General features: G+C 72.1%; 18 protein-coding genes. 7 read left to right on the forward strand and 11 right to left on the reverse strand.

The genetic code is table 11. From position 1 onward, the window contains the following. Positions 1-97: 97 nt before the first annotated feature. Genes ACGFJ7_RS43605 through ACGFJ7_RS43620 form a run of 4 tightly spaced genes read left to right on the forward strand, consistent with a single transcriptional unit; the run spans position 98 to position 6,271 of the window. Complete coding sequence (locus tag ACGFJ7_RS43605) at positions 98-853, forward strand: ABC transporter ATP-binding protein (protein ID WP_360254774.1); 756 nt, start codon at positions 98-100, stop codon at positions 851-853. Next, positions 850-3,345 (forward strand): FtsX-like permease family protein, encoded by a 2,496-nt coding sequence (locus ACGFJ7_RS43610; protein WP_392648094.1) that lies wholly within the window; start codon positions 850-852, stop codon positions 3,343-3,345. Before ACGFJ7_RS43605 ends, ACGFJ7_RS43610 begins: the two co-directional genes overlap by 4 nt. A gap of 10 nt (positions 3,346-3,355) precedes the next feature. Next, positions 3,356-3,988 carry a GNAT family protein gene (locus ACGFJ7_RS43615; RefSeq protein ID WP_360254140.1) on the forward strand — a complete coding sequence of 211 codons (633 nt, stop codon included), beginning with the start codon at positions 3,356-3,358 and terminating at the stop codon, positions 3,986-3,988. Positions 3,989-4,039: 51 nt separating this feature from the next. Next, positions 4,040-6,271, forward strand: a complete 2,232-nt coding sequence (locus ACGFJ7_RS43620) for an N-acetylmuramoyl-L-alanine amidase (RefSeq protein ID WP_392648097.1) — start codon at positions 4,040-4,042, stop codon at positions 6,269-6,271. A 58-nt stretch (positions 6,272-6,329) separates the two neighbouring features. Here ACGFJ7_RS43620 and ACGFJ7_RS43625 read toward each other — a convergent pair whose 3' ends face one another. Together ACGFJ7_RS43625 and ACGFJ7_RS43630 are read right to left on the reverse strand one after the other, a co-directional pair. Then, positions 6,330-7,547 (reverse strand): tetratricopeptide repeat protein, encoded by a 1,218-nt coding sequence (locus ACGFJ7_RS43625; RefSeq protein ID WP_360254144.1) that lies wholly within the window; start codon positions 7,545-7,547, stop codon positions 6,330-6,332. Positions 7,548-7,653: 106 nt separating this feature from the next. Further along, positions 7,654-8,520, reverse strand: coding sequence for an aldo/keto reductase family oxidoreductase (locus tag ACGFJ7_RS43630; protein ID WP_392648100.1), 867 nt, complete (start codon positions 8,518-8,520; stop codon positions 7,654-7,656). Positions 8,521-8,594: 74 nt separating this feature from the next. Between ACGFJ7_RS43630 and ACGFJ7_RS43635 the strand changes: the two genes are divergently transcribed. Continuing rightward, the gene (locus ACGFJ7_RS43635) at positions 8,595-9,059 is read left to right on the forward strand and encodes a helix-turn-helix domain-containing protein (protein WP_360254148.1); all 465 of its coding nucleotides are present in this window, start codon (positions 8,595-8,597) and stop codon (positions 9,057-9,059) included. Here the strand turns inward: ACGFJ7_RS43635 and ACGFJ7_RS43640 are convergent. From ACGFJ7_RS43640 to ACGFJ7_RS43675, 8 genes are all read right to left on the reverse strand, one after another. Next, a complete protein-coding gene (locus ACGFJ7_RS43640; protein WP_360254150.1) occupies positions 8,986-10,983 on the reverse strand; it encodes a response regulator in 1,998 nt (665 codons plus the stop codon). The genes ACGFJ7_RS43635 and ACGFJ7_RS43640 overlap by 74 nt on opposite strands. Continuing rightward, positions 10,980-12,053 (reverse strand): chemotaxis-specific protein-glutamate methyltransferase CheB, encoded by a 1,074-nt coding sequence (gene cheB, locus ACGFJ7_RS43645; protein ID WP_360254152.1) that lies wholly within the window; start codon positions 12,051-12,053, stop codon positions 10,980-10,982. The genes ACGFJ7_RS43640 and cheB overlap by 4 nt, the downstream gene beginning before the upstream one ends. Continuing rightward, positions 12,050-14,140, reverse strand: a complete 2,091-nt coding sequence (locus tag ACGFJ7_RS43650) for a response regulator (RefSeq protein WP_392648105.1) — start codon at positions 14,138-14,140, stop codon at positions 12,050-12,052. The genes cheB and ACGFJ7_RS43650 overlap by 4 nt, the downstream gene beginning before the upstream one ends. Continuing rightward, entirely contained in the window at positions 14,140-15,612 is a 1,473-nt protein-coding gene (locus tag ACGFJ7_RS43655) for a methyl-accepting chemotaxis protein (RefSeq protein ID WP_392648107.1), read from the reverse strand. The genes ACGFJ7_RS43650 and ACGFJ7_RS43655 overlap by 1 nt, the downstream gene beginning before the upstream one ends. After that, positions 15,609-16,145, reverse strand: a complete 537-nt coding sequence (locus ACGFJ7_RS43660; RefSeq protein ID WP_360254158.1) for a chemotaxis protein CheW — start codon at positions 16,143-16,145, stop codon at positions 15,609-15,611. Before ACGFJ7_RS43660 ends, ACGFJ7_RS43655 begins: the two co-directional genes overlap by 4 nt. Then, positions 16,142-17,506, reverse strand: coding sequence for a CheR family methyltransferase (locus tag ACGFJ7_RS43665; RefSeq protein WP_392648109.1), 1,365 nt, complete (start codon positions 17,504-17,506; stop codon positions 16,142-16,144). Before ACGFJ7_RS43665 ends, ACGFJ7_RS43660 begins: the two co-directional genes overlap by 4 nt. Beyond that, positions 17,503-17,997: a chemotaxis protein CheW gene (locus ACGFJ7_RS43670; RefSeq protein WP_360254162.1), complete on the reverse strand. Its 495-nt coding sequence runs from the start codon at positions 17,995-17,997 to the stop codon at positions 17,503-17,505. Before ACGFJ7_RS43670 ends, ACGFJ7_RS43665 begins: the two co-directional genes overlap by 4 nt. 61 nt (positions 17,998-18,058) lie before the next feature. Next, positions 18,059-19,585 (reverse strand): acyltransferase family protein, encoded by a 1,527-nt coding sequence (locus ACGFJ7_RS43675; protein ID WP_392648112.1) that lies wholly within the window; start codon positions 19,583-19,585, stop codon positions 18,059-18,061. A 305-nt stretch (positions 19,586-19,890) separates the two neighbouring features. Between ACGFJ7_RS43675 and ACGFJ7_RS43680 the strand changes: the two genes are divergently transcribed. Together ACGFJ7_RS43680 and ACGFJ7_RS43685 are read left to right on the forward strand one after the other, a co-directional pair. Beyond that, positions 19,891-20,829, forward strand: a complete 939-nt coding sequence (locus ACGFJ7_RS43680) for a CAP domain-containing protein (RefSeq protein ID WP_392648115.1) — start codon at positions 19,891-19,893, stop codon at positions 20,827-20,829. Between the two features lie 113 nt (positions 20,830-20,942). Then, positions 20,943-21,692 (forward strand): L,D-transpeptidase family protein, encoded by a 750-nt coding sequence (locus tag ACGFJ7_RS43685; protein ID WP_360254168.1) that lies wholly within the window; start codon positions 20,943-20,945, stop codon positions 21,690-21,692. 23 nt (positions 21,693-21,715) lie between these two features. On the opposite strand, the gene ACGFJ7_RS43690 is transcribed toward ACGFJ7_RS43685, so the two are convergent. Then, entirely contained in the window at positions 21,716-21,892 is a 177-nt protein-coding gene (locus ACGFJ7_RS43690) for a hypothetical protein (RefSeq protein WP_360254170.1), read from the reverse strand. Positions 21,893-21,916 lie beyond the last annotated feature (24 nt).

Consider the following 21,916-nt stretch of genomic DNA (forward strand, 5'->3'; position numbering starts at 1 on the left):
CAGATCCGGATCCCTGGCCGCGGGCGGATGTGCGGGGCTGATCAAAAGAACCAGCATGTGCGTCGTACTCAACGACACGACGCCCAGTGGAGATTCCATGCAGACGCCCGTACTCCCCGACACGATGGCGGCCGTCGCCGCGGTCGACCTGACCAAGGTCTACGGCCACGGCGACACCGCCGTACGGGCCCTGGACGGCGTGACCGTCGGGTTCGCCCGCGCCCAGTTCACCGCGATCATGGGACCGTCCGGCTCCGGCAAGTCGACCCTCATGCACTGCCTGGCCGGTCTGGACACCGCCACCAGCGGGCAGGCCCTGCTCGGCGGCACCGACCTGACCAAGCAGTCCGACAAGGTGCTGACGAAGGTGCGCCGGGAGCGGATCGGTTTCGTCTTCCAGGCGTTCAACCTGCTGCCGCAGCTCACCGCCGCGCAGAACATCACGCTGCCGCTGGAGCTGGCCGGCCGTAAGCCCGACCGGCATCTCTACACGCACCTCACCGAGACGCTCGGCATCACGGGCCGCCTCGACCACCGGCCCGGCGAGCTCTCCGGCGGCCAGCAGCAGCGGGTCGCCCTGGCCCGCGCGCTGGTCTCGCGCCCCGAGGTGGTCTTCGCCGACGAGCCGACCGGCAACCTCGACTCCCGGTCCGGCGCCGAGGTGCTGCTCTTCCTGCGCAATTCCGTACGGGAACTCGGGCAGACCATCGTCATGGTCACCCACGATCCGGGCGCGGCCGCCTACGCCGACCGGGTCGTGCTGCTGGCCGACGGCCGGGTCGCCGGCGAGATCGACCGCCCGGACACCGCCAGCGTCACCGACGCGCTCCAGGGACTGGCGGCCGCCCGATGAGCGTGCTGCGTACCCAGATGCGCGGCGTGGCCCGCCGCCCCACCCGGCTGCTGCTGACCGGCCTGGCCGTGCTGGTCGTCTCGTTCGTCGTCTACGCGTCGGTCCTGGCCCAGCAGATCACCGAGCGCAGCGTGCTCAACGGTCTGAGCGGCACGCCGGAGGCGGTCGACCTGGTCGTCCGGAACGGCGACATCAGCACGAAGACGGCGGCCGCGATCGGCCAGGTCCCCGGGGTCGCCGAGGCGGTCGCCCGGATCGACGCCGGCGGCATGGTCGGCACCGACGACTACCTGCAACTCCAGTCGGACCCCGGCAGCGGGCCGCTGGCGCTGGCCACTGTCACCCAGGGCCGCTATCCGCAGAAGGCGGGCGAGATCGCCGTCACCCCGCGCACGGCCGAGCGGATGAGCCTCGCGCTGGGGCAGACGGTCAGCGTCCAGCTGCGCTACTCCGAGGACGGCAAACCCCTGCCGCCGACCAGGGTCACGGTGGTCGGCCTGGTCAAGGCCCGCGACGATTACGGTTTCCAGGCGTACGCCCCGACGAGCGCCGTCATCGCGATGACCGGCGTCGGGCAGGCCAGCCGGGTCGAACTCCGGTATGCCCCGGGCGCCGAGGGCGTCCAGGATCGCGTCACCGCGATCGCCAAGGGCGCCGAGGTGGCCACCGGCGCCGACGTGCGCCTCGAGGAGGCCGAGGCGAAGGCGTCCGGCGTCAACGCGGTCTTCGCGGTGATCGCCATGTTCGTCGCGATCGCCGTGGTCGCGGCCGGACTGGTCGCCACCTCCACGTTCCGCATCATGTTCGCCCAGCGGATGCGCCAGCTCGCCCTGCTGCGGGCGGTCGGCGCCGGCCGCGGCTCGATCACCCGGTCGCTGGCCGCCGAGGGCGCCCTGACCGGACTGGTCACCGGCCTGGCCGGCGTGCTGATCGCGCTCGGCCTGGGCCACCTGCTGCCGGTCGCGACCGGCTGGTTCGGCTTCAAGATCTCCTCGCCCGGCTTCCCGGTGCCGGCCGCGCTCGGCACGGTCGCGCTGGCCGTCCTGATCACCGTCCTGGCCGTGCTGGCGCCGGCCGCCTCGGCCGCCCGGGTGTCACCGCTGGAGGCCCTGCGCAGCTCCGGCACGACCGGTTCCCGCCGCGACATCGGCGCCCTGCGCTGGGTGACCGGCCTGGTGCTGGCGGCCGGGGCGGGGCTCGCGGCCGCGTACGTCATCAACGGTCTGCCCGGCCGTGACCCGAAGGACTACGACCCGACGCCGATGCTGTTCGCCGTCGTCGGATCGGGCGCGCTGGCCTTCTTCGCGCTGGTCGCCCTCGGCCCGGTGCTCGTGCGGCCGGTGCTGGCCCTGCTGGGCGCGCCGATCCGGCGCTCGGGGCCGGTCGGCCGGCTGGCCGCCGGTGGGGTGGGCGCGGCGCCGCGCCGGGCCGCCGCCGTCTCGGTCGTGGTCGCGCTCGGCGTCACCCTGATCGCCGGGGCGCTGGTGGGCGGCGCGTCGATCCGGGTGCTGGCCGAGCGGGAGGCCGCCGCCTCGGCGCCGGCCGACTACGAGGTGACCGGCGAGGACCTGGCGTCGATGCCGGTGGCGCTGGTCGACAAGCTGCGCGATCGCCGCGAGCTCACCCACGTCACCCCGTACCGGCGGATCACCACGAAGATCGGCAACGTCGAGGGGCTGACCGCGGTCGACCTGACCATGGGCTCGCTGCCCGAGCTGGACAAGCTCGACGTGACGGCCGGGTCGGTGAAGGACCTCAAGCCGGGCTCCGCGGTCATCTCGGGCTTCACCGCCGAGACGACCGGGCTGGGCGTGGGCGACAAGATCACGCTGGTGGCCGGCAAGCGGAGCGGGACGTTCACGATCGCCGCGCGACTGCCCGACTCCGGGCCGCTGGGCTCGGCCGTCGTGCTCGACCCGGGCGACCTGACGAAGCTGGGCGCGCCCGCCACGTACTCCGGTGTCCTGGCCGACGCGGCCGAGAGCGGCGAGAAGGGCCGCACCGACGGCAAGCGCGCGATCGACGAGAGCGTGGCCGGCGCCGGTTTCCACACCGACGTGCTGGCCGACCAGCGCGACCAGATCGACGAGCAGCTCACCCTGCTGCTGGTGATCGCGCTCGGGCTGATCGGGCTCACCGTGGCCATCGCGGTGGTCGGCGTCGGCACCACGACGGCCCTGTCGGTCGTCGAACGGGTCCGCGAGTCCGGGGTGCTGCGCGCGGTCGGTCTGTCCCAGGGCGGCCTGCGGGCCATGCTGACGGCCGAGTCGGCGCTGTACGGCGTGATCGGCGCGGCCATCGGGCTGGTCCTGGGCGTCCCGTACGCGCTGCTGGCCGTCAAGGCGCTCGGCGTGAACGCGCCCCTGGCGGTTCCGGTGGGCCAGCTCGCGGTGGTCTTCGTGGTGCTGATCGCGCTGACCGCGCTGGCCGGGGTGCTGCCGGCGCGCAAGGCGGCGAAGGTCAGCCCGGTGGCGGCGCTCGGAACGGAGTAGACAGTCATGCATGGATGACTTCTGGCCGTTGTTCGGGCTCCGGCTGGTCCACCGCGACGTCGTGCTGCGGCCGATGCGCGAGGCGGACCTGCCGGAGCTCGCCGCCGTGCTCCCCGGCGACGCCGGGCACGACCCGCGCCTGGCCATGTGGCCCGCGCAGAGCTTCGCCGGCAACGAGCGGCGGCTGTTCTGCCAGGGCTACTGGAAGGCGTTAGGCACCTGGGACCCCGCCTCCTGGGTGCTGCACTTCGCCGTCGCGTACGGCGGTGAGCTGGTCGGGGTCCAGACCCTCGAAGGCGAGAACTTCCCGGCCCTGCGGACCGTGGACACCGCGTCGTGGCTGGTCCCGCAGGTCCGGGGGCGCGGCGTGGGGATCGCGATGCGTACCGCCGTCCTCGGCTTCGCCTTCGCCCGCCTCGGGGCCGTCGCGGCGATCAGCTCGGCGACGACGGTCAACGCGGCGTCGCTCGGGGTCTCGAGACATTTGGGGTACGCCGACAACGGCCTCAGCCGCATAGTGGACACCTCCGGCGAGGTCGCCGAATTGCGGCACTTCCGGCTCACCGCCGAACGCTGGCCCGGCGCCGAGGTCACGATCGAGGGCTTCGATCCCTGCCGGCCCTGGTTCGGGATGGAGGCCTGATCACCGGTCCGGTACTCTCACGCGGCCAATTCCAGATCGACGGGGGATCGCGTGGAACGCAAGGTGGCACTATCGATCGGGGCCGCGGTGGCGGTGCTTGCGGCCGGCGGCGGCATCGCCGCGCTGGCCTGGCCCGACTCGGCGGCCGCGCCGCTGGCCTTCCAGGAACCGGCGGCCACGACGGCCGCGGCAACCTCCGCCGCCGCGGCGCCGGCGGCGGCGTCCACGGCGTCGGCGGCGCCCGTGGTGGCGGCCGCGGCGCCCGAGTCGCAGGCGCCGGTGCTGCCCAACGCGCCGGTGCGCACCGTCGTCACCAAGGTGGGGCTGGGCGCGTCCGCCGCCGGCAAGGTCGATCTGCCGCAGCGGGCCACCACGAAGTTCAGCATGGTCAGCGTGAGCTGGGACGACCCGAAGGCCGCGCCCAAGGGCACCGTGCAGGTGCGCACCCGCAGCGCCGCCACCGGGGCCTGGACCGACTGGCAGTCGCTCGAGGTCGCCGAGGCCGCCGCCGACCGGCCGGCCGAGGCGGCGCGCGTGCGCGGGCGCACGGAGCCGCTGTGGGCCGGGCCGTCCGACGGGGTGGCCGCCCGCGTCGAGGGCGCCACGGCGACCGGCCTGCCGGCCGGGCTGCGGCTCAACCTGATCGACCCGGACGCCCCGCCGACCGGCGGCGCCGGCGGCGGCATGCTGGCCGAACCCTCCACCCCGGCGTCGGCCGCCGCGGCCACCCCCGAAGCCACGAAGGCCCCCGTCGTGGCCAAGGCGGCCATGCCGGCGATGGTGACCCGCGCCCAGTGGGGCGCCGACGAGAAGACGGTCAAGGCGCCGGGCGAGGTCGCCTCCGAGGGCGTCAAGGTCGTCTGGGTGCACCACAGCGGCTTCGGCAACAACGAGACCTGCGCCAACTCGCCGAAGATCCTGCGCGGCATCATGGCCAACGACATCGCCGAGGGCTTCGACGACCTCGGCTACAACTTCGTCGTCGACAAGTGCGGCACCCTCTACGAGGGCCGCGCGGGCAGCGCCGCCAAGGCGATCATCGGCGCCCACACGGTCGGCTTCAACACCGCCTCGGTCGGCATCGCGCTGCTCGGCGACTACACCTCGCTCCGGCCCTCCGACGCCGCGCTGAAGACCATCTCGCAGCTCGCGGCGGCCCGGCTCACCGCGTACGGCTTCGACCCGGCCACGACCGGCGAGATGGTCGAGGGCGTGGACGGCCGCATCTGGCCGAAGGGCACGAAGGTCACCTTCCCGCGCGTCTCCGGCCACAAGGACGCCGAGCGGGTGCCGACCAGCACCGCCAGCTCCGGCTACCTCACCGCGTGCCCCGGCAACACGATGTACCCGCTGCTCGGCGCCATCCGGGCCAAGGCGGCGCTGCCGGGCCTGGCTCTGAGGAACGTGGCCGGGACGGTGTCGGCCGGTGTCACCTACGTGCGTACCACCGCGACCGTGAACTGGACCCTGACCGGTGGCAACGTCAACCGCTTCAACATCCTCCGCAACGGCGTCGTGGTCGCCACCGTGGCCGGCACCGCGCGCACGGCGACCGTGGCCGTCCCGGCCGGCTCGCACACCATCGCGGTCCGGGCCGTGCACGCCACCGGCGTCGCCGACACCACCCCCGCCGTGCGGATCGTCGCCGACGCCACGCCGCCCACCTTCCCCGGCGCCCCGTCGGTGATGCTGCGCACCGGCACGTACTCGGCCACCTCGGTCCCGGTATCGGTGGTCTGGCGCTCGGCCGACAACGTGCGGGTGGTCGCCCAGACCGGCAAGACGACCTCGCCCGGCTCGGCGACACTGGCCCCGGCCGCCACCGCGTGGAACACGTCGGTACGCCCGAACGCCGCCCTGACGTACACGATCACCGCCCGCGACCTGGCCGGCAACAGCCGGGCCGCCGCCGCCACGCGCAAGGTCACCCAGGTCCCGGAGACCTCGGCCAAGCGCACCGGCACCTGGGCGGCCCGGTCCGGCTCGGCCTACCTGGGCGGCAAGGCCCTGGCCGCGAGCGCCAAGAACGCCAAGCTGTCGTGGACGTTCAACGGCCGCTCGGCCGCCCTGACCTTCACCCGCACCAAGGCGACCGGCGTCGTGTACGTCTACGTCGACGGGACGAAGGTGGCCACGCTCGACACCAAGGCCGCCACCACCGCGTACCGCCAGACCTTGTTCGTCCGCAACATGCCGGCCAAGGCACACACCTTCACCATCGTGGTCGCCGGCACCGCCGGCCGCCCCCAGGTCATCGCCGACGGCCTCACGTACGCCAACTGAAAGCCGCACCCGTGCAGTCGCCGGCCGGCGACTGCACGGGCCTGTCCTGCTCCACGGCCTACTGCTGGATTCGAACGAGAAATTCCCGCATGTCGGCCAGCGCTGGGTGTTCCGTTTGTTCCGCCAAGGATATCGCCCGGCATAGAGTCTTGACGGCGTCGTCCCGTCGTTCCATGTGGGTGAACAAGGCGGCCAAGTTGAATTCCAGCACAGCCTCGAGGCTTCGGTCACCTATGACGCGCACAATTTTGAGCGCCTCATCGATCGCTTGCTTGGCGCCCGCGAGATCACCTCGGCCGAAGCGGATTTGGCCGATGTCGCTGAGCGTAGTCGCTTCAATGGTTCGAGCCTCGAACTCTCGGGCGATCGCCAGAGCCTGCTCGTAATACGTCATGGCGCCCTGCTGGTCACCGAGCTGGTTCTGCGCGAGGCCAACACCGTGAAGTGCGGCTGCTTCTCCCGGGCGGTCACCGACGTCTCGGTAAATGAGCAAGGCCTCGTGGTAGTGAGCCAGAGCTTGCTGCCAATCTCCAAGATTGTCGTACGCGGCGCCAATGTTGTGAAGGGTCGCTGCCTCGCCTGCACGGTCGCCGACCTGTCGGCGTATAGGCAAGGACTGATGTAGGTAACCCAAGGACTTCTGCTGGTCTCCCAGGCCACCGTATGCGGCACCGATATTGCTGAGAATGGTTGCTTCTCTTGCGCGGTCGCCTTCTTTCTGGGTAATGGAATAGGCCTGCTCGTAGTAAGCTAGGGCCTGTCTCAGGTCTCCAAGGTCCTTGTGTGCGAGACCGATATTCTGAAGGACCGTGGCTTCGCCTGCGAGGTCGCCTATCTCTCGGGTGATGCGAAGCGACTGCTCGTAGTACATCAAGGCGCGTCGGTGATCACCGATGCGGTTGTAGGTTAGTCCTATGCCGGAGAGGGCAGACGCCTCGCCGGCGTGGTTGCCCGCCTCGCGGTGCGAATCCCACGCCTGTTGGAACTTAGCCAAGGCTTCGCGGCTCTGCCCTGTCGAGGCAAGGGACCTGCCTAGGTGATAGAACGCATCTGCGTCCTTGCCAAGTGAAAGAGTGGCGTTGGCGAGAGCCGCTACCTCAGCGAATCGTGATCGGCGCAGCAACGCTTCGGCCAACCGGCCACCGGCGTCCCTCGCGATTGTCGACTCCCGGCCTGCCACGGCCAGACGATGGATCTCTCGGCATTGCGCGATCGTTAGGGCGGCCTTACCGGTGATCGAGGGCTTCAGCTGCTCAGGTCGTCCGCCATGGGTCAACCGGCCACATCCTCGTCTCGGCCCCGCCGTCCTCGATATGGTCCGGCCCTCCGCGGCGGAGTTTAGCCGCGGCACGTGGCTCCGGCCAGGCACCGCGGCCTCCACGTCACAGGGCGATTTTCTCCAGCTCGGCGGCGTCGTCCTCGGTCAGGGTGAGGGCGGCCCCGGCCACGTTCTCCCGTAGGTGGGCGACGGAGGACGTGCCCGGGATGAGCAGGATGTTGGGGGAGCGCCGCAGCAACCAGGCCAGGGCCACGGACATCGGTGTCGTCTGCAGCCGGGTCGCCACGGCGGTCAGTGCGCCCGACTGCAGCGGGCTGAAGCCGCCGAGCGGGAAGAACGGCACGTAGGCGATGCCGTCGGCGGCCAGCTCGTCGATCAGGGCGTCGTCGTGGCGGTGGGCCAGGTTGTACATGTTCTGCACGCACACGATGGGGGCGATCGACCGCGCCTCGGCGACCTGGTCGGCGGTCGCGTTGCTCACGCCGAGGTGCCGGATCAGGCCCTGCCGCTGGAGGTCGGCCAAGGTGGCGAACGCCTCGGCCACCGAACCCGGCTGCGGGCCTTCGGCGGTGCCGAGACGCAGGTTCACCACGTCGAGGGTCTCCAGGCCCAGGTTCCGCAGGTTCTCGTGGATCTGGCGGCGCAGGCTGTCGGGGTCGCGGGCCGGCGGCCAGCCGCCCTGGGCGTCCCGGGTGGCGCCGACCTTGGTCACGACGTGCAGGTCCGCGGGGTACGGGTGCAGGGCCTCGCGGATCAGCCGGTTCGTGAGGTGTGGGCCGTACGCGTCGCTGGTGTCGATGTGGGTGATGCCGAGTTCGGCCGCCTCGCGCAGGACGGCCAGGGCGCCCTCGCGGTCCGCCGGCGGCCCCATCACCCACGGGCCGGCGAGTTGCATGGCGCCGTAGCCGAAGCGGGTGACGGTCAGGTCCCCGAGCGTCCAGGTGCCGCCGGGAAGGGAAGTGTTTGACATGCGCTCTACTCTGAGCTGGTAACTCTCCATTGGGAAGTGGGCACCTCAGGGTGCGTTAGGCACGGGCGGGTGGCATGGCGACGACGACGGCGGCGCGGCGGCGGGCCGAAGCGAAGGCGGAGTACAACGCGTTCCTGGCCTTGTGCCCGAGCCAGAAACTGCTCGAGCGGATCTCCGGCAAGTGGGTCACGCTGATCCTGAGCGCGCTGGGCAGCGGGCCGGACTGCGGCGGCGAGCCGCGGGCGATGCGCTACTCGGAGCTGTCCCGGCTGCTGGCCGGCGTCAGCCAGAAGATGCTCACCCAGACGCTGCGCTCGCTCGAGCGCGACGGCCTGGTCAGCCGCACCGTGACGCCGACGGTCCCGGTCACCGTCTCGTACGAGCTGACTCCGCTCGGCCTTTCCCTGCACGAGACGATGCGCGCACTCAAACGCTGGGCCGAGACGCACATGGACGAGGTGTCGGCTAACCGTGACGCCGCGCCTGGCCCCGGCGCTCCGGTCCCGGCGGATCGGCCGGAGGCGCCGGCGGCAGGGTGAACCAGAAGGTGGCGCCGCGCCCGTCCTCGCCCTCGGCCCAGATCTCGCCGCCGTGGCGCTCCACCGCGCGGTGCACGGTGGTCAGGCCGATGCCGGTGCCGGGGAACTCCTCGGCCTTGTGCAGCCGGGCGAACGGGCGGAACAGCTCGCCCGCCTTGCCGGCCGGGAAACCGGCCCCGTTGTCGCGGACGAAGAAGCCTCTCGGCGTGCGGCCCACCTCGATCGCCGGGCGCTCGACCTTGCGGGTGAACTTGACCGCGTTGTTGATCAGGTTCTCCAGGATGACCCGGACCAGGCCCTCGTCGGCGTCGGCGGTCATCGCGTCGTGCACGGTGAAGCCGATCTCGCGGCCCGGTTCGCGGGCCTCCACCTCTCCTATGACCGACCAGGTGGTGGCGGTCATGTCGAACCTCTCCCGGCGCAGGTCGCCGCGGCTGGCCCGGGCCAGGATCAGCAGCGACTCGACCAGGTCGGCCATCCGCAGCGCGGCCGCCTGAATGCGGCCCAGCCGGCGGCGGGCCTCCTCGCTGAGCGGGTCGTCCTCGTCGTCGAGCATGTGCTCGGCGAAGCTGCTGATCACCTGCAGCGGGCCGCGCAGGTCGTGCGAGACCGAGCCGGAGAACGCCTCCAGCTCGCGGTTGCGCCACTCCAGCTCCTCGACCAGGGCGGCCCGGGTCTCGGCGAGCTGCCGGGCCGAACGCTCCTCGGCCGCGTCGAGTTCGCGCCGCATCAGCTCCTCGCGGATGCGGCGGCTCTCGTCGTGCGACTGCTTGCGGCGGATCTGCGTACGGACGTGGGCACGCAACGCCTCGGCCCCGGACTCCGTCCGTACGTAGTCGTCGGCCCCGGCGGCCAGGCACTCGAGCATGTCCTCGTCGGTGGCGCCGGTCATCACCACCGGCGTCTCGCCGATCACCGGCACCTCCTTGATGCGCCGGCACGCGTCGCGGCCCAGGTCACCGGAGAGGCCCATGCCGAGCACGATGCAGTCGACCGGCTGCTCGGCCAGCAGGTCGAGGGCGTCGTCGATGCCGGCGACCGGCACCACGTCGTAGCCGTCGGCCCGCAGCGCGTGGGCCAGATCGGACAACCGATCCTTGTCCGGGGTCAGCGCCAGGACCTTGCTCGGGCCGTGCAGGCTGCCGGTGACCTCGATCGGCAGCTGCTCGGCGCTCTGCCGCAGCACCGCGTTCAGCTTGGCCGGCACGATCGCCAGGTTCTGCTGCTTGCGGACGAACGCGTCCGCTCCGGCGTCGAGCATCTGCAGCTCGGTGGCGTAGTCGTCGGCTGCGGTCATCAGGATGCACGGGATGTCGCGCAGCGCCGGGTCGAGGCGGACCCGGCGGATCACCGTGGCGCCGTCGATGCCGGGCATCACACCGTCGACGATGATCGCCTGCGGGCGCCGGTCGGCCGCCGTGCGCAGGCCGTCCTCGCCGCTGGGCGCGGTCAGCACCGCGTACCCCTCACCCTCCAGCAGCTCCCGCAGCTGCTCGCGGAAGGTCATGCTGTCGTCGATGACCAGGATCGTGGTGCGGTCGTCGGCCCGCACGGGCCCGTCGCCGAGCAGCTGCCGGGTGCGGGCCACGACGTAACCGGCGTCGTACGGCTTGCCGACGTACTCGTCGGCGCCGGTGCGCAGCCCGGCCAGCCGGTCGGCCACCTCGTCCTCGCTGGACAGCAGCACGGTCACCACGCCCGTCCGGCTCGGCATGCCCCGCAGCTCGGTCAGCAGTTCCAGTCCGTCGGCGTCGGGCAGCATCACGTCGAGCACGGCCACGTCGAACTCGGCCGCCACGAACGCCGCCCGCGCCTCGGCCCCGGACGCGCACAGGATGGTGGCGAACCCGTCCGCGTTGAAGGCGTCGTGCAGGTCCATCCGCACGGTGAGGCTGTCGTCGACGATCAGCACCTGCCGGGTCATCGCCGGCTCCCGGAGGGTTGCAGGTCGACCAGCCGGGCCGCTATCCGGGCCGGCGGCATGATGTACGCGGCCGCGCCGAGCAGGGCGGCCTCGCGCGGCATGCCGTAGACCACGCAGCTGGCCTCGTCCTGGGCGAAGGTGGCGGCGCCGCGCGAGCGCATCCGCAGCAGGCCGTCGGCGCCGTCGCGGCCCATCCCGGTCAGCAGGCAGCCGGCCGCCGCCGAGCCGAACTCGGCCGCCACCGACTCGAACAGCACGTCGACCGACGGGCGGCACGAGTGCCGGGGCGGCGCGTCGCTGAGCCGCAGCACGCCGTCGCGCACGTACAGGTGGCGGTCGGGCGGGGCCAGCACCACCCGGCCGGTGGCCGCGCCGATCGGCGTGCCGTCGCGCGCGTAGGCCACGTCGCGCCCGGTCTGCCCGGCCAGCCAGTCGGAGAAGGCCACCGCGAACGGCTCGCTGGCCGCGATGTGCTGCACGCACAGCACCGGCGGCTGGAACCCGATGGGCAGCGCCCGCAGCAGTTCGGTGAGGGCGCCCGGCCCGCCGGTGGAGGCGCCCAGCGCCACCGCCCGGAAGGTCTCGGTGACCGGCCCGACGGTGGCCGGGGCCGGCGCGGCCGCGCGTGGCGGGCTGGCGTTGGGCCGCCCGTCCAGCCGGGCCCGGGGATGCGTGATCACCCGGATCCGCGAGACCAGCCGCACCGACTGGCAGAGTCGGCGGCCCCAGTCGGCGTCGCTGCCGTCGCCGCGCGGCTTCTCCATCACGTCGACCGCGCCCGCCGCGAGCGCGTTGTAGGTGCTGAACATCTCCTGCCGGTCGGCCGACGAGACGACCAGGATCGGCGTCGGATGCTCGGCCATGATGTGCTCGGTGGCGACCAGGCCGCTCATCGTGGGCAGCATCATGTCCATGGTCACCACGTCCGGGCGCAGCCGGGCCACCATCGCGACGGCGTCGGGGCCGTCGGTCGCCTCGCCCACGACCTGGAGCTCCGGGTCGGCGGCGAGCGACTCGCGCAGGTGGTTGCGCATGGTCGCGGAATCCTCGACGAGCAGGACACGGATCATCGAAGGATCAGCCTCCGAATGTGCGAGAGGAGCTCTTCCTGGTTGAACTCACCCTTGACCACGTACGCGGACGCGCCCGCCTCGGTGCCGCGGCGGCGGTCCTCGGCAGTGGCCCGGGAACTGACCAGAATGGCCGGCACGCGGGCCAGGGTGGGGTCGGCCCGGGTCTCGGCCACGAAGGTGAAGCCGTCGATGCCGGGCATGTCGATGTCAGACAGGATCAGCCCGTACTCGCGGGAGCGGGCCTTCTCCAGGCCCTCCTCGCCGGAGGCGGCCAGGTCGACCTCGTACCCGGCCGACTCGAGGATGCTGCGCTCGAGCATGCGCGTGGTCAGCGAGTCGTCGACCACGAGGATGGGCAACTGGCGGCCGGTGGTGTCGGTGGCCGGGCCGCCGGCCGTGGGCCCGACCTGGCGGGCCTGGGCGACCAGGCCGTGCGGGTCCAGCACCAGACGGGGATTGCCGTCGAGGTCGATCGAGACGCTGCCGATCACCGGGGCGGCCGGGGCCAGGTCGGGCAGCGGGCGGGCGACCAGCGTGGTGGTGCCGGCGAGCCGGTCGACGCCGATCGCGGCCGTCTCGCCGTCGGCGCTCAGCACTATCGCCACCCCGGTCCCGGTCAGCTCGGACTCCCGATGCAGGGCGCGGCACAGCGGCAGGAACGGCACCACCCGGCCCTCGTGGGCGAGCCGGCCGGTGTCGATGGCGACCGAGGTCTGCTCGGCCGAGAGGCGCACGCAGCGGCGGACCGCGTCCAGCGGCATGGTGACGGTGTGCTCGCCCGCCTCGACCAGCAGGCCGTTCATGCTCAGCAGGGTGAGCGGCACGACGAGCAGCACGGTGGCGCCGAGCCCCGGCCGGTTGTCGATCGAGACGCTGCCGCCGAGCTGGTCGGCCACGTCGCGCACCACGTCCATGCCGATGCCGCGGCCGGCGACGTCGGTCACCGCCGGCGACGTGCTGATGCCGCCGTGCAGCACCAGGTCGATCAGGGTGCGCGGATCGGAATCGGCGCCGGGGGAGAGCAGGCCGCGGTCCACGGCGGTGCGGCGCAGCGCGTCCAGGTCGAAGCCGCGCCCGTCGTCGGTGCAGCGGAACTCGGCCCAGCGGCCGCGCCGCTCGACGTGCACGGTGACCGAGCCCTCGGCCGGCTTGCCGGCGGCCAGGCGCAGCGGCTCCGGCTCGACGCCGTGCACGACGGCGTTGCGCACCACGTGCAGGAAGGCGCCGCTGACCTGGTTGAGCAGCTGCGGGCCCATCCGCACGTCGGCGCCGGTGGCGTGGAAGTGGACCCGTTTGCCGTCGGCGTCGGCGGCGTCGCGCACGGCCCGGCGCAGGGCGGTGAAGATGGTGCCGGCGGGGACCAGGCGCAGGCCCTCGGCCCGGCCGCGCACCTCGTCGAGTTCCCGTTCGACCTGGTCGACGGCGTCGACCAGGCGGCGGCCGAGGGCGCCCAGGTCGGCCGCGAGGCGCTGCACGCTGCCCCGGGTGACGGCGTCGTCGCCGCCGATCCGGCCGGTGCGCAGGCGGTCGCCGAGGGTCTCCACCCGGCGGTGCAGGGTGGCCAGGGTGCGGCTGCCGTCCCGCAACGGGGCGATCCGCGAGTTGGCCTCACCGATGGCGTCCAGCAGCTCGTCGAGGTCGGCGGTGACGGCCCGCTCGGGCGCGGGGGCGGTCTCGGCGGGTTCCGGAGGGGGAGCCGCCGGATCGGGCGGTGGCGGCGTCTCCTGTGCTGGGGCCGCTTCCACCCCGCGTACCTCGGAACCCGGATTTTGACCTTGAAGGGACGCGACCCGGCTCGCGATCTCGTCGTTGAGGCGCAGGAGCTCGCGCATCTCGTCGGCCGGCAGGGGAGAGGCGTCGTCGCGGTGCGGGACCAGCACCTCCTCGAACGCGTGGGCCTGCTCCGCGATCTCCGGCTGCTTGACCACCCGGGCCGCGCCCTTGAGGGTGTGCGCGTAGCGCAGCAGCCGGGCCACCACCTCGGTGCCGGGCTGCTGGTCCAGATCGAGGACGCCCGCGCTGATCTGGTCGACCAGCTCGGCGGCCTCGATCCGGAAATAGCGCAGCGGATCGCGGTCGGCCATCAGTGACGCCCGGTGCCGACCAGGTCGAGCAGCTCGCTGGAGAGCGTGGTCAGGTGGGCCGCGGTCTGCTTCGTCTGCACCGCGCTGGCCTCGGTCTCCCGGGTGACCCGGGCGGTGTCCGAGGCGGCCACGTTCACCTGCTCGACCGCGGTGGTCTGCTGCTTGGTCGACAACTCGATCTCGCGGGTGGCGTCGCTGGTGGTCGAGACCAGCCCGACGATGCGGCGGAACGAGCTGGTGGCGTCGTCGAACTGCCGGGATCCCGAGTCCACGGCCTTGGCGCCGATCTCGGTGGCCATCACCGTCGTGTTGACCGCGCCCCGGACGTCCTCGATCAGGGCGCGGATCTCCTTGGCGCTGGCCGCGGTCCGGTCGGCCAGCTTGCGGATCTCCTCGGCCACCACCGCGAACCGGCGGCCCCACTCGCCGGCGCCGCTGGCCTCGATGGTCGCGTTGATGGCCAGGATGTTCGTCTGCTCGGCGAGCTCGGACACGAGGTCGACCACGCCGCCGATCTGCTGCGACTTCTCGCCCAGGGCCAGCATGTGCTGCACGATCTGGTCGACCTGGGTGCGGATGGCGGTGATCGACGCGCGGGTCTGGTCGATGGTGGCGTCGCCCGTGCGGGCCGCCTCCGCCGTCTCCTCGGCGACCTTGGAGACGCGCTGGGCGCTCTCCGCGATCTGCCGCGAGGTGATCAGCAGCTCGCTGATCGTCGTGGTGATCTCGCTCATCGCGCTGGCCTGGTCGCGGCCGCCCGCGGCCTGCTGCGCGGCGGCCGCCTCGAGCTGGGCCGACGAGCTCTGGATGTGCCCGACGGCCGCGCCGACCTCCCGTTTCAGATCGCGGCTGAGTTTCCAGGCGACCCCGGCCGCGCCGCCGATGAGCAACACGCCGATCACGATGATGAAGATCATCGCCCACATGGCGCGCGTCGACGAGGCGTCGCTCTTGGCGTTCACCGTCCGCTGCACCTGCGCGATCAGGTCGGCGATGGCCTTCTGCACGGTGACCCGGGCCGCCTTGACCGCCTCGTTGCCGCTGAACTGGGCCACGCTTCTCAGGTTGGTGATCTTCGCCCGCTGGGTGATCAGCCCCGACACGAGTCCGGCGTGGATCGCCTCGGAATCGGCGACCTTCTGGAGCATGGTCTTCGAGGTCGGGTTGTCGATCGTCTCGCGCAGCGACTCGAGCTGGGCCAGGAACTTGGAGCGGTCGGTGTTCGTCCCGCTGAGGTATTCGTCGGTGCCGGTCAGCAGGTAGCCGCGGTAGTCGGCGATCCGGGACTCCATGAGCGCGCTCAGCGCCTCGGCCCCGACCAGGTTCACCCGCGCCGAGTCGATCACGGCGTCCTTGGTGTGCAGCACGTAGCGCAGCGCCACCAGCGAGGTGACGGTCATCAGCAGGGTCAGGAACAGCGTCAGGCCGAAACCGGCCGCCAGCTTGGTGCCGAAGGTGCGTCCCGCCATCATCGTGCGGCCTCCTGGTCGGTGACTTGGTGTCCGGTCAGCGCGTGCACGGTGGCGCGCGTCGCGGGAACGTCGATGATCGGGCGGACGCCGCCGGGCAGCCCGACCATGCCGCGGACGCTCCCGACGGCCCCGCTGCCGCCGGCCTCCCGCACGATGTCGGCGTTGGCGACCCGTATGTGCCCGTCGAGGTCGTGGAAGGCCAGGCCCAGCGCCGGGTCGCCGCCGGCCAGCACGAGCCAGCGCGGCCGCTCGCCGACCGGATGGCCGAGCAGCGCGGCCAGGTCGTAGACGGGCACCACCTGCCCGGCGAAACCGGCCAGGCCGAGCAGGGCCGGCTGCGGGCCCGGCAGCGGCGTGACCGGGCGGTCCGGGTGCAGACCCGAGGTCTGCGAGAGGCGGATGGCGTACGGGCGCCCACCGGCCCGGATCGCCAGCAGCTCGACCTGCTCGTCGTCGTGGCTGCGGACCGGGTCGGCGAACGAGCGGTCGAAGTCCTTCCGCAGCTCCTCGAGGCGGCTCACGACGGTGTTCATCGCCGGACCCCGCACGCGTCGAGCTCCGAGCGGCACTGCACGGTCAGCGCGAGGCGGCCGAAGCCACCGCCGAACAGGGTGATCCGCTCCTCGGTCTCCCGGGCCAGCAGGTCGAGGGCGCGTTCCAGCTCGCCGGCGGCGGCCCGGTCGTCGCCGCCGCGCCGGGCCAGCTGGCCCAGGCGCATCCGGGGCAGGGCGAAGCCGGGATCGAGGTAGGCGGCGAGACGGTACTGGCCGATCGCCTCGGCCACGGCCGACCCGCCCTCCAGGCACAGCCCGAGCAGCTGGTGGGCGTCCGGGTCGAGGCCGTTCTCCTCGATCAGCCGGCGGGCCAGGGCGATCGCCTCCCCGAGGCGGCCGGACTGGGCCAGCAGGACGCCGTGCAGCAGGGTGCCGCGCTCGCCGTCGATCAGGTCGAGGGCTTCGGCGAAGCGCTCCTCACGGAGCAGGAGCAGAGCTTGGTTGTACGTGGTCTCCTTCGGCTCCGCCTTCTCGGCCGGCGCCGCGGCTTCCGGAACGGATGGCGCGACAGCGGCGGGGGACTTGTCGGTCTTGCGGTAGTAGAAGACGTGGTGGCTCTGCCGCAGTTCGAGGCCGTCGGCCCGGCTGCCGAGCGAGTCGGTGTGGCCGAGGAACAGGAACCCGCCCGGGGCCAGCGCCGCGGTCATCCGCTCGACCAGCGCCGACACCACGTCCGGGGTCAGGTACATGAGCAGGTTGCGGCAGAAGATCACGTCGTACCGGCCGTCACGCCACAGCTGCGGGTCGTCCTCGGCCACGTTGTGCCGCTTGAACCGCACCAGCCGTCTGGCCTCGTCGGCGACCCGGTACCCGTCCTCCTCCGGACGGAACCACTTGCGGCGTAGGTCGTCCGGCGTCTCCCGCAGCGACCAGTCCGAATAGCGGGCGGCCTCGGCCCGGCTCAGCACCGCCGGATTGGCGTCGACACCGGTCACGTCGATGATCCAGTCGCTGTCCGGCCGCACCGTCAGGCCGGTGATGGCCAGCGAGTACGCCTCCTCGCCGGAGGAGCAGGCCACCGAGAGCATCCGCAGCACGCGCTGACCCCGCCGGGCCGCCACCCGTTCCGGCAGCGCCTCGTCGCGCAGGGCCTGGAACTGCTCGCCGTGCCGGAAGAAGTAGGTCTCGGTGATGCTGAGCCGCTCGACCAGGACGGCCATCTCCTCGGGCCAGGACCGGGCGGACAGACGGTCGAGGTACGCGCGGACGTCCATCCCGCTGGCGCCGGCCCGCTCCCGCAGCGTCCCGGTGAGCTGCCTCAGATCGTTGTCGGCGAAGGTCCAGCCGAGCCGGCGGGCCAGCAGCTCCCGGAAACGGATCAGATCGTTCGCGCCGATCATGGCGCCACGCCCGCGGCGGCGGCGGCTTCCCAGACGTCGTCCGGCACGGCCCGCATGCTCTGCAGGAGCAGCAGCGGCTCGGTGCCGAGGGTGCCGACCCCGGCCACGAGGCGGCTGTTGCCCCCGCCGAGCAGGGCCGGGTGCCCGCCGGAGGGCTCGGCCTCGACGTTGCGCACACCCAGCACGGCGCCGGTGCCGAAGGCGACGGCGCCCCGGTCGGTGCGCACGGCGATGTACCGCTCGGGTTCGGCCGACCCGCCACCCAGCAGCCGCGACACGTCGATCACGGGGGTGGGCACGCCCCGCAGCACGCTGATCCCGCGCACGAAGGCGGGCGTCCCGGCCAGCGGCCGGGTCTCGAGCGGCCGCATGGTCTCGATGACCTCGTCCAGCCGCAGCGCGCAGAGCAGAGGCCCGGCCCGGAAGACGAGGGCCGACACTCCGGCGCCCTCGTTCCCGGGGAGCACCGGCGCTAGTCCGTACTGCCGCATTCCGTCAGATTAGTAGTGATTCATCCGTCATTTACGAGATTTCCTCGGCTCCGCCCCCGGATCAGTCCCGGGCGTGCTGTCCCCGGAACCACTCCGTCGCGTCGTCGGGGCCTGACTCCCGGGGTTCCTGCGAGGCGCCCCACCCGGCCGGGAGGGCGGGTTTGGCTCCGGGATCGCCACCGAGCGCGCCGGCGCGGCGGCCCGCCACCGGAAGGCCGGGGTCGTCCGTGTGCGGGTCGGCCGCCACCGGGTCCGGCCGATCGATCGGGCTGGTCGCCGATGAGCCGGGTGCCGAAGTGCCGGGCCCCGCTGGGTCGGGCGCCGCCGGGCCGGGGTTCTCCGCGCGGGGGATCGGTGGCCAATTGGCGGGCAGGCGGTGCATCGCGGAGGCGGCGGTCTGCCGGCGCTTGGCGTCGCCGAGGTTGGCCATCGCGGACGCCGTGTCGCTGACCCTGGAGGCGCGACTCGGTGCGGCGGGGGCGCTGAGGGGAGCGGCGGGAGCGGAAGGGCTGGCGGGGTTGGCGACGGTACCGACGGGCGCGTCGGCGGAGCGGGTGGAGGGGCCGGCCGGCCAGAGCCGGGGCCGGCGCTTGGCGGCCAGGTCCTCGACCCAGCCGAAAGCCAGCACGGCCAGGATGGTCAGCAGGAAGGCCGCGAGCAGGTCGCCGGCGTGGCCGATGCGGTCGCCCAGGTCGTCCAGGGCCAGGAAGGTCAGGACCGGCCAGACCGCGGCGATCGCGATGTTGTGCCACAGGTAGATGGTGACGGCCCGGTTGTTGATCAGGGTGACCGTGCGGTCCAGCGGCTTCACCTTCGGCAGCCAGGCCATCGAGGGCTGCCAGCGGAGCGCGATCAGCACGAACGCCAGGGACCACAGCGCCTGCGCCTCGGAGATGTCGTTCAGGTCGTACGTGCCCTCGTCGCGCATGAAGTAGTAGGCGCCGGCCGCGAGCACGAGCGCCACCGGGCCCGCGATCCACAGCTTGAGCCGGGTCAGGCGGCCGTCGTGGTGGGCGAAGCCCGCCACCCAGCACGCGCCGTACGTCACGAAGTCCCAGAGCGCCGCGTCGGCCGTGTCCGGCAGCGTGAAGCCGGTGACGTCCAGCGCCGCCATGATCGCCAGAGGCAGCGCGACAGCGGCCCAGCCGGCCTTGCGGTAGAGGAGGTAGAGCACCGGGGAGAGCAGCACGAACCACAGGTAGGCCCGGATGTACCAGAGCGGCTCCCACACGTCGAGGGCCTGGTCGCTGCCGGGCGGGTCACCGATCGGCACCAGCCAGAAGAGCAGGCTCGGCACACTGAACGGGTGCTCGCCGTCGCTCTCGGCCGCCCAGCCGGTCACCAGCATCACCGGTACGGCGATGAGCCCCAGCAGCCACAACGGGGGGAGCAGGCGCCGCAGCCGGGAGGTGACCACCTGGGCCGCCGCGCGCTTGTCCAGGGAGGCGGCGGTGAGCGAGCCGGCCAGCGCGAACATCACGCCCATGGCGGGGAGTAGGACGGAGAGCCACGGCCAGCCGTACAGGTGGTACACGATCACCCGGACGATGGCGGCGGCACGAAGCAGATCCAGGTATCGGTTACGCACCGCGAAGACCTTGCCAGTCCGGCCACTGTGGCGGGACCGTCCGGCCGGTTGCCAAGACAACCTCGCAGGCTTACCCCGTACGAATGAACTGTCCGAATTGTCTGTGCGGTTGTGCGACACCCGTGCTGCCCTCCAGCGAGGTATTTCCCCTGCTCGCCCCGCGGATCGAAGGCATTGCCGCCGATCGGCGCCGGGATACGGCCGGCCGGAAGGTCAGTGACCGCGGCCGGGTCGTGACGTTGATCCCCGGCGAGCGGCGCACCGGAGAAGGCCGGGCGCCCGGGAATCGATGGGGTTTACGGGGCATGCGGAAACCTGTAGTGGTCGTCTGCGCGGCGGCGTCGGCACTGTTGCTCGCGGGCGGTGTCGCGGCAACCACCGCGGATGCCGGCGAGAGGCCGGACACGCAGGGGTGGGGAGGGTTCGCCTTCCCCGGGTGGCCGTTCTTCGGGGCGGATCACTCCGACGACGGCCGGTATTCAGATGTGGACGAGGAGCCGGACGACTACCGGGACTCCGACGACCGCCCGAACGTAAGCGACGACGACAACTCGATCGACGATTACGACAATTCGGACGAGGAGCGGCCGGCCTTCTCCTACCGTCAGCAGGACGCCCAGCGGGCGGCCGACCAGCGAGCGGCGGCCCAGCGGGCGGCGGCTCAGCGCGCGGCCACCCAGCGGGCGGCGGCGCAGCGGGCGGCGGCTCAGCGCGCGGCGGAGCAGCGGGCCGCCTCGCAGCGGGCCGGCGTGCAGCGCCAGCAGGTGCAGCGCCAGCAGGTGCAGCGGCCGTCCAGCGTGATGGACGCGGCCCGGCGGAACGTCACGGCGGCCGACATCTCGGCGAGCCCGTCCGCCCCCGTACAGCAAAGGGTCCTGGTGTTGGTCAATCAGAACCGGCGCCAGGGTGGCTGTGCACCACTGGAGCTTGACCGGCGCCTCATCGAGGCGGCCAATCGGCACGCGGCCGACATGGCCCGGCGCGACTACTTCGAGCACGACTCGCCGAACGGCGACAGTGCCGGCGACCGGGTGAGCCGCGCCGGTTACGACTGGAAGCGCTACGGCGAGAACATCGCGCGGGGCGCGGACAGCGCGTGGGAGGTCGTCGACGGCTGGATGCACAGCCGGGTGCACCGCGAGAACATCCTCAACTGTGATCTGCACGAAATGGGCATCGGACTGGCGATCGGCCGTGAACACACGACGTACTGGGTGCAGGACTTCGCCACCCCGATGAAATAGTCCATTTTGTACGCCAACTGACTACCGGATTCGCGCCACGGCGCTTCCCCGGGACGTGTGTGTCGCACGTCTGTGCTTCGATATGCGAACACATTTCCTGGGGAGGAACCACATTGGGAGTGAGACGGGTGGCCGCCCGCCTCACCGGGACCGCGATCGCGGTCCTGGTCGGCGGGGGTCTCGGCGCCGTGGCGCTGTCACCGGCCGGTGCCGGCGCCGTGGTGAGCAAACCTGTGGCCGCGGTCGTCGTGACCAAGGCCGCAGCCGCTGGCTGCGCCACGGGCAAGTACCAGAAGCAGGTCGAGACGCTGCTCAACAAGCTCGGCGGCTTCGGCAAGATGTCGGTCGACGGCAAGCAGTCCGCGACCGACTGCGCCAACATCAAGAAGTTCCAGAAGAGGTACGGCATCCAGCCGGCTCAGGGTCTCGCCGGCCCGACCACGTTCGACGTGGTCACGCGCCTGGCGAACACCAAGGTGGCCGACTGCAAGGCCGCCAAGTCCGGGGTCACGTTCTGCGTCAACCTGACCAGGCAGACCTCGTGGGTGATGAAGAACGGCAAGCGCATCACGCCGTTCACCGTCGTCCGCACCGGCATGAAGGGCTACCGGACGCCGGCCGGTAAGTACAAGATCAACAAGCGCACGACCAAGGAGTGGTCCGACCCGTACGAGGTCTGGCTGCCCTATTGGCAGCGTTTCAAGGGTGGGATGGGCTTCCACCAGACCACCACGTACATCCACGACAAGTGGCGCGGCTCACACGGCTGCGTCAACCTGCTGCCGGTCGACGCCAAGGCGTACTACGGCATCGGCAAGATCGGGATGACGGTCAAGACGTTCGGCCGCCGCCCCGGCACCTGACGTCGTCCGCCAGGCGGGTCGCGCTACGCGGCCCGCCTCCGCGCGTGGGTGGTGAGCACCTCGTTCGCCCCGAAATGACGCTCGACCCCGCCCGACGTGACCAGCCACAGGCCGTCCCGGTTCAGCGTGTACCGCACGTCGGTGAACCGGCTCACGCTGTCATCGTGATGCACGACCGTCAGCTCGTCGGCGCTAATCATTTCCACCCCTTGTTCATCGGTCGG

The organism is Actinoplanes sp. NPDC048988, assembly GCF_043197815.1.
GTDB lineage: Bacteria > Actinomycetota > Actinomycetes > Mycobacteriales > Micromonosporaceae > Actinoplanes.